The sequence below is a fragment of the Sphingomonas sp. PL-96 genome, from assembly GCF_020707215.1.
GTDB lineage: Bacteria > Pseudomonadota > Alphaproteobacteria > Sphingomonadales > Sphingomonadaceae > Sphingomonas.
This window is the reverse complement of sequence record NZ_JAJFET010000010.1, coordinates 74,295-86,583: the sequence shown is the minus strand read 5'-3', so window position 1 is coordinate 86,583 and position 12,289 is coordinate 74,295. Positions and strand designations below refer to the sequence as shown.

Sequence of the window (12,289 nt, the reverse complement as noted above, 5' to 3'; positions counted from 1 at the left end):
AGCACCCGCACCACCGGATGGTCGCGCCATTCCGCCGCCGCATGGCCTGCCTTGATGTCGGCGCGCTGCACCTTCGCCAGCGTCCTGCCCGTCTTGCCGTTGCTCATCCGTCGCCTTCCATGCGTGCCGGCAGACAACCCCCGGGGACGTGCGTGGCTCCATCGCCGCTTGGAGCCTGCGCAATGCGCGGCTACAGCCCCGCGCCATGAACGATCCGACCTCGATCCGCCGCCTCTACGGCCGCCGCCAGGGACACAAGCTGCGCCAGGGCCAGGCCGCGCTGGTGGAAGACCTGCTCCCCGTCGTCAGCATCCCTGACGAAGGCGTGCTGGATGCGCCCACGCTGTTCGGGGACGCCCGCCCGCTGGAGTTCGAGATCGGCTTTGGCGGCGGCGAGCACCTCGCCGGCCAGGCGGCGATGCGTCCCGATCATGGTTTCATCGGCTGCGAGCCGTTCCTGAACGGTGTCGTCGGCGCGCTCAACCACATCCGCGACGGGGAGCTGGAGAACGTCCGCCTGCACATGGGCGATGCGCTGGAGGCGCTGGAGCGGGTGCCGGACGCCAGCCTGGAGCGCGTCTACCTCCTCCACCCCGATCCCTGGCGCAAGGCGCGCCATGCCAAGCGACGCATGGTCAACGACGGCCCGCTCGACATGATTGCCGCCAAGCTCAAGCCGGGCGGCGAATTCCGCCTGGGCACCGACGATCCCACCTATTGCCGCTGGTCGATGATGGTGATGCGCGGCCGCCGCGACTTCGCCTGGCAGGTCGAGACCGCGCAGGATTTCCTCACCCGTCCCGACGACTGGCCGGAGACCCGCTACGAGCGCAAGGCACGGCGCCAGGGGCATGAGGTCTGGTACTTCCGCTACCTGCGGCTATGAGCACGGCCATGACCGCTGCCGACCTGCTCGACCTGTTCGTCACGACGCTGGTGCGCGATGCCGGGGGCACGCGGCGCCACTGGCGGCTGGTGATCGGCGGCATCACCGTCCACAGCCTGGACACGCATTCGCATTGCAACTGGTCGATCCACCCGTCCGGCAATGGCGCCGCGGTGGAGGCGGTGGAGCGGGTCGCCGACGACCTGCGCGCGCGGCATCCGATTGTGGCGGGGTAAGCGAGAGCCCCCTCTCCCCCCTCCCGTTCGTCTCGAGGAGCCGTCGAGCTTGTCGAGACGGCGTCTAGAGAAGCCGGTTGCGGCTCTCTCGACACGGGCTCTCGACGAGCTCCGTCCCTGCTCGAAACAAACGGGAGAAGGGGTCGGCTGAGCATTCAAGCAGGTGTCGCTGCGATCTTCTCGCTCCGACCCGCCTGAACGGCGGCCTCAGTCCGTCTTCGAGCCCGCCCCGGCATTGGCGTTGGTGCCGGTGTCGCCTTCGCCGCCGCCGGTGCCGCTATAGTCGATCTCGGTCTGGCCGCCGTGGCCGAAGAAGCCGCTCTGCTTTTCGTCCTTGCCCGTGTGCGGGTTGGGATAGGCGCCGCCGCCGCTCTCGCCGCCCGCATTGCGGCTGTTCACCCGCTCCTGGTCGACGCCGTCCTTGCCCTCGGCCACGCCCTTGCCGGCTGCCTGCATCGGTTGCTTGTCGCTCATGGTCCGTCTCCTTGTGAAGCTCGAACCGGCGCCGACGATGAGGGTTCCGTTCAGTCCGCCGGCGCGACCGGAATTGGGCCGTGGTCGGTCGCTTCCAGCAGCGTGTCGCCGCCCAGCGCGCGATACAGATTCACGCGGTTGCTCGCCTCTACCAGCCGGGTGGTCGCCAGCGTCCGCTGCGCCTCGTACAGCGAGCGCTGCGCATCCAGGCTGGCAAGAAAGGTGTCGATCCCGCCGCGATAGCGCGCCTGGGTGAGGTTGAACGTATCCTCAGCCGCCTCGGCCTGCACGCGCGTTGCGCGCAGCTGCTCGCCGATCGTACCCTGGCGCGCAAGCGCGTCGGAAACCTCACGGAACGCCGTCTGGATGGTGCGCTCATATTCGGCGAGCAGGCCTTCGCGCTGCGCCTCCGTCAGCCGGACGTTGGCGCGTGCGGCGCCGGCCTGGAAGATCGAATAGGAGGCCGAAGGCGCGACCGAATAGGTAAAGGCATCGCCGTCGAACAGCGAGCCGAGCGCATTGCTTGCAAAGCCGAGCGCCCCGGTCAGCGAGATGCGCGGAAACAATGCCGCGCGTGCTGCGCCGATCTCGGCATTGGCGGCGCGCAGCTGATATTCGGCCTGCACCACGTCCGGCCGGCGCAGCAGCACGCTCGAGTCGACGCCTGCGGGCAGCGCCACGACGCCGGGCGCCGCCTGCTCGATGGTGCCCGGCAGCAGCGCGCGGTCGAACGGCGCGCCTGCCAGCAGCTGGAGCGCGTTGACGTCCTGCGCCAATTGGGTGCGCTGCTCGGCCACGTCCGCCTGGGCGGTGGCGAGGATCTGTTCGGCCTGGCGCAGGTCGGTACGCGGCGCGACGCCGCCACGCAGCCGCGCACGGGTGAGCGTCACGCTACGCTCGGCGCTCGCCACCGTCTGCTCGGCGATGCGCAGCAGGCTGGCGTCGGTAGCGTAGGTGAGCCACGCGTCGGCAATGTCGGCGACCAGCGTCAGCCGAGTCGCGCGCGCCGCCGCCTCTGTCGCGAAATACTGGTTCTGCTGTGCGCGGCTCAGCGAGCGGAGCCGCCCGAACAGGTCGAGCTCAAACGCGGTGATGCCGAGGTCGGCGCCGAACTGCTCGCTGGTCGACGCGCTGCGGACCACGCCGTCGGTGCCCGTGCCCGTGCCGTCGCCGGTGCCGTTCCCGCCGGTGCCGGGCAGGACGTTGCCGCCACCCGACCCGGTCACCGCCGTGGTGCCGTTGCGCGAGCGCCGATAGCTGAGCGTGGCATCGACCTGCGGGAACAGCGCCGCCCGCTGGATGCGATACTGCGCGCGTGCCGTCAGGATGTTGGCCGCCGCCACCCGCAGGTCACGGTTGTTCGCCAGCGCCTGGCCGATCAGCGTCTGCAGGCGCGGATCGACGAACACGTCGCGATAGCTGACCACCGGCAGCGCGGCCTCGCTCTGGCGCAGATAGGCGTCACCCACCGGCCAGGACGGCGGCACCGGAGAGGCCGGACGCACGTCCTTCGGGTCCATCGAACAGCCTGCCAGCACCAAGGGCAGCATCATGATCAGCCGCATGTTCATGCCGCAGGCTCCTCCTTGTGCTGATGCCCGGCGGGCTTGCCCCGCAGCTTGGCCAGGCCGTCGCGCACGCCGCGGCGCACCAGCACGAAGAACAGCGGGATGTAGAAGATCGCCAGGATCGTCGCCGTCAGCATGCCGCCGATCACCGAGGTGCCGATCGCGATGCGGCTGTTGGCACCCGCACCCGTTGACAGCGCCAGCGGCAGCACGCCGAAGATGAAGGCGAGGCTGGTCATCAGGATCGGGCGCAGACGGATGCGTGCCGCCTCCAGCGCGGCGTCGATCACGCGCGCGCCCTTGCGCTCCGCCTGCTCGGCGAACTCGATCATCAGGATCGCGTTCTTGGCCGCCAGCCCCATCGTCGTCAGCAGACCGATCTGCAGATAGACGTCGTTCTCCAGCCCGCGCAGCGTCACGAAGAACACAGCACCAATCAGGCCGAGCGGAATGACGAGCAGCACCGCGACCGGGATCGACCAGCTTTCGTACAGCGCGGCCAGGCACAGGAACACGACCAGCAGCGACAGGCCATAGAGCAGCGGCGCCTGGCCGGAAGACAGCCGCTCCTGGAACGAGAGGCCAGCCCAGGCGACGCCGACGCCGGGGATCTCACCCGCAAGCGCGGTGATCCGCTCCATCGCCTCGCCCGAGCTCGTGCCCGGGGCGGCATCGCCCTGGAACTCGTAGGAGGGGATGCCCTGGAAGCGTGACAGCGTGGTCGGCGCCGTGCTCCAGGAGGTGCGCGCGAACGACGAGAACGGCGCCATGGTACCGTCGCCGGTGCGCACGAACCACTGGCTGAGGTCCGATGGCGCGGCACGATACTGGGCGTCGCCCTGCACATACACGCGCTTCACACGGCCGCGATCGATGAAGTCGTTGACGTAGCGTCCGCCCCAGGCAGTCGACAGCGTCGTGTTCACGTCGCTCTGGGAAAGGCCCAGCGTCGACAGCTTCTGCTGGTCGAGATCCACGCGCAGCGTGGCCACGTCGGGCAGCTCGGTCAGGCGCACGCCCGTCAGCTTATCGTCGGCATTGGCGGCGGCGAGCAGCTTGTCGCGTGCCTCGGCGAACTTCTCCGCCGACATGCCGCTCACATTCTGCAGCTCCATGGTGAAGCCGCTCGACTGGCCAAGGCCGCGGATCGCGGGCGGGATCAGCGCATAGACCTGCGCGTCGCGCAAGCCCCGGAAGGCGACGGAGGCGCGTGCGACGATCGCGTCCGCGCTGTCCTCCTTGCCTTCCCGCTCGGACCAGTCGACGAAGTTCATGAAGCCCTGCCCGGTGTTCTGGCCACTCGCGCCGCCGCCGCCGCCGCCGCTGACGGTCAACAGCGTGCGGACGTTCTTGCCCTCATGCTTCAGCAGGTAGTCCTCGATCGCGCGCTGCACCGCCTCGGTCCGGCCGCGGGTGGCGCCCGCGGGCAGCTGGTAGCGGATCAGCGCGGCACCCTGGTCCTCGGTCGGCAGGAAGCTGGTGGGCAGCCGCACGAACAACAGCACCAGCAGCGCGAGCACGCCGGCATAGATCAGCAGGAACAGCCACTTGCGATTGATGACCCGCTTCACCCCGCCCTCATAGCGGTCGATCATCCGGTCGAAGCGCGTGTTGAAGCCGTCGCGGGCGCGATCGGCGAAGTGGACCACGCCGGGGAAGCGGTTCGCGAACCAGCCGTCGCGGACATGCGCGCCATCCGCGTCGCGCGGCTTCTGCTTCAGCAGCGTCGCGGTGAGTGCGGGCGACAGGATCAGCGCGACAAGCACCGACAGCACCATCGCCGCGACGATGGTGACCGAGAACTGGCGATAGATCACCCCTGTCGAGCCGCCAAAGAACGCCATGGGCAGGAACACCGCCGACAGGACGATGCCGATCGCGATCAGCGCGACCTGGATCTCCTTCATCGACTGGATGGTTGCCTCGTACGGCGTCATCTCGGGATTTTCCTCGAGCAAACGCTCGACGTTTTCCACCACCACGATCGCGTCGTCGACAAGCAGGCCGATCGCCAGCACCAATCCGAACAGCGTCAGCGTGTTGATCGAGAAGCCCGCGAGGTAAAAGACCGCGAACGTGCCCAGCAGCACCACCGGCACCGCGATCGTCGGGATCAGCGTCGCCCGCCAGCTCTGCAGGAAGACGAACATGACGATCACGACCAGGATCACCGCTTCGATCAGCGTCTTGACGACTTCCTCGATCGACAGCTGGATGAACGCCGTGGTGTCGTTGGCATAGGCATAGGCATAGCCCTGCGGGAAAGCCTTGGCGAAGCGCGAGACCTCGGCCTTCACCAGTTCGGCGGTCTTGAGCGCGTCGGCGCCCGGTGCCAGCGAAATGGCCACGCCGGCGCCGGGATGGGCGTTGACGCGGCTGAGCGCGGCATAGCTTTCCTGGCCCAGCTCGACGCGGGCCACGTCACCCAGCCGCACGGTGGCACCGCTGCCCTGGCTCTTGAGTACGATCGCGCGGAACTGTTCGGGCGTCTGGAGGCGCCCCTGGGCCGTCACGGTGGCATTCAGCAGCTGGCTGTTGGGCTGCGGCTGTCCGCCCAGCTCGCCGGCGGCAACCTCGGTGTTCTGGTTGGTGACCGCGGTGATGACGTCGCCCGGCACCAGGCTGTAGCTCGCGAGCTTGGCGGGATCGAGCCAGATGCGCATCGCGTATTGCGACCCGAACACGTTGGTCTCGCCAACGCCTTCGATCCGGCCGAGCGGTTCGACGAGGTTCGACTGCAGATAGTCGGAAACGTCGCCGTTGGTGCTGCGGTCCGTCTCGTCAAAGACGCCGACGATCATCAGGAAGTCGGGATTGGACTTGGTGACGCGCAGGCCCTGTTCCTGCACCTGCTGCGGCAGGCGGGACAGCGCCTGCTGCACCTGGTTCTGTACCTGCACCTGAGCGATGTCGGGATCGATGCCCTTGGCAAAGGTGGCGCTGATCGTCACCTGCCCGCGCGAGCTGGAGGTCGAGCTGAAATATAGCAGCCCGTCGATCCCGGTCAGCTGCTGCTCGATGATCTGGGTGACGCTGTTCTGGATGGTCTGCGCATTGGCACCCGGATAGGTCGCGCGGATGTTGACCTGCGGCGGCGCGACGTCGGGATATTGCGCGATCGGCAGGCTGAAGATCGCGCCCACGCCGGCCAGCATGATGATGATCGCGATCACCCATGCAAAGATCGGGCGATCGATGAAGATCTTGGACATGGCGGCTCAGCCCCCCTTGGCGGGGGAAGCAGCACCCGACTGGCCACCCTGCCCGCCCTGGGCACCTTGGCCGGCTTGCGGAGGCGCCACGCGCTGGGGCGAGTTGGCAGGCACCGGCTGGATTGGCGCGTTCGGGCGCAGGTTGCCGGTCCCCTGGACGATCACCTTGTCGCCGGGCTGGAGCCCCTGGGTCACGACCCAGTTGGTGCCCTGGGTCAGGTTTGCGACGACCTTTCGCTGCACCGCCTTGTTGCCAGGGCCTACCACGAACAGCGTCGCGTCGCCCGCCGGGCTGCGGCTGATCGCCGGCTGCGGCACCAGGAAGGCGCGGCTGTTGATCGACTGGACAAACACCGCCCGCGCAAACATGCCGGGCAGCAGCAGGCCGTTGGGGTTGGCGAAGCGCGCGCGCAGCGTCACCGTGCCGGTGCTGGGATCGACGATCGACTCGGCGAACTCGACGGTGCCGGTCAGCCCATAGTCGCTGCCGTCCTCCAGCTTCAGCCGCACCGCGGCTTGGCCAGGCGCTACGCCATCCTTCGACAGCGACCGGCGCAGTGCCAGCAGGTCAGCGCTCGACTGCTGGATGTCGACATAGATGGGATCGAGTCGCTGGATCACCGCCAGCGGCTCGGTCTGGTTGGCGGTCACCAGCGCACCGACGGTCGCCAGCGACCGGCCGATGCGGCCCGTGATCGGGGCGGGCACATTGGTGAAGCGCAGGTTGACTCGCGCCGTCTCCAGCTGCGCCTGGGTCTGGGCGACCGAGGCCTGGGCCTGACGCGAGGCGGCGGCGGCGTTGGTAAATTCCTGCTGCGACACCGCTTCCATCTGCGCCAGCGGCCGCAGCCGCTCGGCATTGACGCGGGTCGCCTCGGCATTGGCGCGCGCGCTCTGCACGTTCGCCTGCGCTTCCTGGACAGCGGCGCTGTAGATACGCGGGTCGATTTCGTAGAGCGTCTGCCCCTGTCGCACGACCGAGCCTTCGGTGAAGAAGCGGCGGCGGATGACGCCAGCGACCTGCGGCCGCACCTCCGACTGCTGATAGGCGGTGACTCGCGCGTTCAGCTCCACCGTTTGTGCGACGCTGGTCGGCTGGACCACCACGAAGCCGACCTGGGAGGGCCCGCGCTGGGCGCCGCGGCCGCCGGACTGCTCCTCGTCCTCCTTGTGCGAACAGCCGGCCAGCAGCAGGGCCGCGGCGAGCAGGGACAAGGACGCGCGAGGGAAAGCCGGGTGCATAGCGACAAAAGCCTGATCGTTAGGCGACGCTGCGACAGGGTCGCGGCGTGCACCAGGGATACGGGCGCCCTTCCCGGAGCCGCCAACCGCATACCCGTGGCTGTCGCCCCTGGGCATTGTCGGCCACCCCGCCGAGGCGCTGGCAAGGACGGCGGCCTTGTTAGCCGCCGCCTTCGCGCGCTGGCAATTGCTACTTTGTAACCGAATGTCGCAAGGTCTTGCGATCCTTGCCGACTTCTTCCGTGGTGGGCTCGACCGGTGCGACCGCGCCGATCCCGCCGTAAAGCGTGCCAAAGAAGTCGCCTGCGTTCCAGACCGGCCGCTCCGGCGCCTCGGCGATGTCGCGGGCGATCTGGTAGTTCACCTTGATGAAGCGGACGCCCGACTCCCAGTCGATCGCCGGGTCCTGGACCACCTCGTCGGAGGGTTGGTGATAATGTTCGGCAAAGAACTTCTCGACCGCAGCCTTGCCCGCGCCCGCCTCACCCGGCCACAGGAAGACCGAGGGGATGCCCTGCTGCACGAAGCGATAATGGTCGGAACGCACGAACAGCCCCTGCTCCGGCATCGGATCGGGCGAGAAGCTGGCGCCCGCCTGCGCCGCCGCACGCCGCACGATCGGCCCCAGGGTCGAGCGATCGGCACCGAACGCGATCACGTCGGTGAACTTGTAGGTGATGATCGGCATGTCGAGGTTGACGTTGGCGACCAGCGCCGACTTCGCGACGGTCGGGTTGTGTGCGAAATAATCCGAGCCGACGAGGCCCTTTTCCTCGGCGGTGACCGCCACGAACAGCACGCTGCGCCGCGGTGCCTGGCCCGACGCCTGGAAGCGCTTGGCCTCCTCGATCAGCGAGGCGATGCCGACCGCATTGTCCATCGCGCCATTGTAGATGCTGTCGCCCTTTACCGCGGTGCCGACGCCGACATGGTCGAGGTGCGCGGTCAGCACGACCACTTCGCCGCCGACCGCCGGATCGCGGCCGGGCAGCAGGCCCGCGACGTTGTAGCTGGTGAACGGCGTGCTGGTGGTGCTCATCCGCACCGACAGGTTCTTGTGCAGCGCGACCGCCTCGAACGGTGCCGAGCCCTTGAGCGATGCCGCCGCCTGATCCCAGGTGACCGATCCGCCCGCGAACAGCTTGGCCGTCGCGCCCGCGCTCAGCATGCCCAGCGTCGGCGTGGTGGGTGCCGGCACGTGCGCGATGCCGTTGCGGTCTGCCCAGGTGACGCGCGGCTGGTTCCACTGCTCGGCCATCTTGGCAAAGGGCCGCTGCTTGGCGGCTTCCGGCGTCTCCAGCGTGACGATGCCGATCGCACCCTTGGCCATGGCGGTGACCGCCTTGGTCGCGGGGCTGCCGAAGTGCGCGCGCTCCTCGCCGTTCAGCCCGTCCGGCGTGCCGGGGACCACCGCGACGATCTTGCCCTTCACGTCCACGCCCGCATAGTCGTCGCGACCGACGCTGGGCGCAACCAGGCCATAGCCTACGAAGACGACGGGCGCGTCGATCGCCAGCGTCGGCTGCGCCGGATTGCCGGCCGGGATGTAATCCTCCCCAAACACCAGCGGCTCCCCGCCGACCGCAACGCCGCCCTTGTCGGCCGGCTTGTAGTTCAGCAGCGGCACCTTCTGAAGATAGCTGCCCTGGTCACCCGCCGGCCGCAGCCCGGCCGCATAGAATTGCGACGCCACATAGTTGGCGGCGATGTCATATTCGGGCGACCCCGCATCGCGGCCCCGCATCGCGTCGGAGGCGAGGAACAGCACATGCGCCTTCATCGCTGCCTGATCCGCGGGCAGCGGGGCGTTGGCGGCGGCATTGCGCTGGGCAAGGTCGGGAGCCGCCGGTGCGGCGGGCGCGGGCTTGGCCTTTTGTGCCAGCGCCGGCGCGGCGATCGGAGCGGCGGTGGCGAGCAAGGCGAACGACAGGACGGAACGCAGCATTGGAATCCTTGGCGTCGGGGGCATATGGAACAGCTATGCAGCCGGCCGTGCGCGGACGCAATCGCGCGCACCCGGCCCCGATCGACTCCTGCAAGGGTTTGCCCATGGCCGACGCACTTCGTTCCCCCGACCAGCCGCCCGCGCCGATCCTGCGCAGCGACTATCGCGCGCCCGACTGGCAGGTGACGGAGATCGCGCTCGACTTCGATCTCGATCCCGCGCGCACGGTCGTCCGGGCGAAGCTGCACGTCACCCGCAACGGCGACCATGCCCGCCCGCTCCGCCTGGATGGCGACGGGCTCCAGCCGCTGTCGGTGGGGATCGACGGCGTCGCTGGCAGCAACGACCGCTGGCACATGGACGGCGACGAAGCGCTGGTAGTCGACCTCCACGGCGACGCGCATGTCGTCGAGACCGAGGTCGCGATCGCACCCGAGCGCAACACCCAGCTGATGGGGCTTTATGCCTCGGGTGGGAACCTGTGCACCCAGTGCGAGGCGGAGGGGTTCCGCCGCATCACCTTCTTCCCGGATCGGCCCGACGTGCTCGCCCGCTATTCGGTGCGCATGACCGCCGACAAGGCGCGCTTCCCGGTGCTGCTCGCCAACGGCGATCCGGTCGCGCACGGCGACTTGGCCGACGGCCGCCACTGGGCCGAATGGCACGACCCCTTCCCCAAGCCCTCCTATCTCTTTGCACTGGTCGCCGGTGACCTCGTCGCCAACCGCGCCACCTTCGTCACCGCCAGCGGCCGCGAGGTACAGCTCGCCATCTGGGTGCGTGAGAAGGACCTGGCCAAGACCAGCCACGCACTTGAAGCCTTGAAGACGTCGATGGCCTGGGACGAGCGCGTCTATGGCCGCGAATACGACCTGGACGTGTTCAACATCGTGGCGGTCGACGACTTCAACTTTGGCGCGATGGAGAACAAGGGCCTCAACATCTTCAACTCGCGCTACATCCTGGCCGACCCGGACACCGCGACCGATCACGACTATGACGCGGTCGCCGCCGTCGTCGCGCATGAATATTTCCACAACTGGTCGGGCAATCGCGTGACCTGCCGCGACTGGTTCCAGCTGTCGCTGAAGGAAGGCTTCACCGTCTTTCGCGACCAGGGCTTCTCCGCCGACCAGGGCTCGGCCGCCGTCAAGCGGATCGAAGACGTGCGCTCCCTGCGTGCCGCGCAGTTCCCGGAGGATGCGGGGCCGCTCGCCCATCCAATCCGCCCGGACAGCTATCTGGAGATTTCCAACTTCTACACCGCCACCATCTACAACAAGGGCGCGGAGGTGGTGCGGATGCTTCACACCATGCTTGGCCCGCAGCGCTTCCGCGCCGGCACCGACCGCTATTTCGACCGCTTCGACGGCACTGCCGCCACCTGCGAGGATTTCGTCGCCTCGATGGAAGAGGCCAATGACGTCGATCTCGCGCAGTTCCGCCGCTGGTATTCGCAGGCCGGCACCCCGCGGGTGACTGCGACGCTTGAGCATGTGCCGGGCGGCGGCACCGCGACGCTGCACCTGTCGCAGGCCGTGCCGCCGACGCCGGGCCAGGCCGACAAGCAGCCGATGGTGCTGCCGATCAAGCTGCGCCTGTTCGGCGGCAACACCGGCCAGCCGCTGGGCGACGAGCAACTGGTGCTGCTGTCCGACGCAGAGGCGACGCTGCGGTTCGAGGCCATCACCGAACGCCCGGTGCTGTCGATCAACCGCGGCTTTTCCGCCCCTGTGATCGTCGACACCAACCGCACCCCCGCGGACCTCGCCTTTCTGTCCGCGCACGACGACGATCCCTTCGCCCGCTACGAGGCGATGCAGCAGCTGATGCTCGACACGCTCGTTGCCGCCGTCGCCAGCGGCCGCGGCGATCATGGCGCGGTGGTGGATGCCGTGCGCGAGACGCTGCGCAACCCAGAGCTCGACCGCGCCTTCATCGCGGAGGCGGTGCTGCTGCCGTCCGACAATTTCATCGGCGACCAGCTGCCCGTCGTCGACCCGGAAGCGATCTTCCGCGCCCGCGAGGCGCTGCGCCGCGACATCGGCCGCGCGCTGGAGCAGGACTGGCGTCAGGCTTATGCCGACACCAATGGCGACGCCTTCGAATATTCGCCGGCGGCCAAGGGCAAGCGCCGCCTGAAGACCGTGGCGCTCGGCTATCTCGCCGCCTCGGGCGCGCCCGACATCGGCGCGCTCGCCTTTGCGCAGTTCGAGCAGGCGGACAACATGACCGACCGCCAGGGCGCATTGATGACGCTGGTGAACGGCCCGTGGGAACAGCGCGAGGCTGCCCTAAACAGCTTCTACGAGCGCTATCGCGACACGCCGCTCGTGCTGGACAAATGGTTCCAGACCCAGGCGCTCTCGACCCGCGACGACACGCCCGACCGGGTGGAGGCGCTTGCCCGCCACCGCGACTTCACCCTGGCCAATCCCAATCGCGCGCGGGCGCTGGTGGGCGCCTTTGGGGTCAACCAGCGCGCCTTTCATGCCGCCGACGGTCGTGGGTACCGCTTCTTCGTGGACCAGCTGATCGCGCTCGACCGGCTGAATCCGCAGACCGCGGCCAAGATGATGCCGCCGCTCGGCCGCTGGCGCCGCTTCGATGCCGCCCGGCAGCAGGCGATGCGCGCCGAACTGGAGCGCATCCTGTCCGCTCCGGGCCTCTCCAAGGACATGCTCGAACAGGTGAGCAAGAGCCTCGCCGCCTGAACCTGTTGAGTT

General features: G+C 68.5%; 8 protein-coding genes. 3 read left to right on the top strand and 5 right to left on the bottom strand.

Annotated elements, in window-relative coordinates; genetic code table 11:
- Positions 1-205 precede the first annotated feature (205 nt).
- A complete protein-coding gene (gene trmB, locus LK533_RS15810; protein WP_229364034.1) occupies positions 206-886 on the top strand; it encodes a tRNA (guanosine(46)-N7)-methyltransferase TrmB in 681 nt (226 codons plus the stop codon).
- An 8-nt stretch (positions 887-894) separates the two neighbouring features.
- Positions 895-1,122, top strand: coding sequence for a hypothetical protein (locus LK533_RS15805; RefSeq protein ID WP_229364033.1), 228 nt, complete (start codon positions 895-897; stop codon positions 1,120-1,122).
- Positions 1,123-1,329: 207 nt separating this feature from the next.
- Here LK533_RS15805 and LK533_RS15800 read toward each other — a convergent pair whose 3' ends face one another.
- The 5 genes from LK533_RS15800 to LK533_RS15780 form a co-directional block, all read right to left on the bottom strand.
- The gene (locus LK533_RS15800; protein WP_229364032.1) at positions 1,330-1,596 is read right to left on the bottom strand and encodes a hypothetical protein; all 267 of its coding nucleotides are present in this window, start codon (positions 1,594-1,596) and stop codon (positions 1,330-1,332) included.
- Between the two features lie 50 nt (positions 1,597-1,646).
- Positions 1,647-3,167, bottom strand: a complete 1,521-nt coding sequence (locus tag LK533_RS15795) for an efflux transporter outer membrane subunit (RefSeq protein WP_229364031.1) — start codon at positions 3,165-3,167, stop codon at positions 1,647-1,649.
- Positions 3,164-6,376, bottom strand: coding sequence for a multidrug efflux RND transporter permease subunit (locus LK533_RS15790; RefSeq protein ID WP_229364030.1), 3,213 nt, complete (start codon positions 6,374-6,376; stop codon positions 3,164-3,166). Before LK533_RS15790 ends, LK533_RS15795 begins: the two co-directional genes overlap by 4 nt.
- Positions 6,377-6,382: 6 nt before the next feature.
- A complete protein-coding gene (locus tag LK533_RS15785; protein WP_229364029.1) occupies positions 6,383-7,618 on the bottom strand; it encodes an efflux RND transporter periplasmic adaptor subunit in 1,236 nt (411 codons plus the stop codon).
- A 190-nt stretch (positions 7,619-7,808) separates the two neighbouring features.
- Entirely contained in the window at positions 7,809-9,563 is a 1,755-nt protein-coding gene (locus LK533_RS15780; RefSeq protein ID WP_229364028.1) for a M28 family metallopeptidase, read from the bottom strand.
- Positions 9,564-9,667: 104 nt separating this feature from the next.
- On the opposite strand from LK533_RS15780, the gene pepN reads away from it, so the two are divergent.
- A complete protein-coding gene (gene pepN, locus LK533_RS15775) occupies positions 9,668-12,277 on the top strand; it encodes an aminopeptidase N (protein WP_229364027.1) in 2,610 nt (869 codons plus the stop codon).
- The last annotated feature ends 12 nt before the right edge of the window (positions 12,278-12,289 follow it).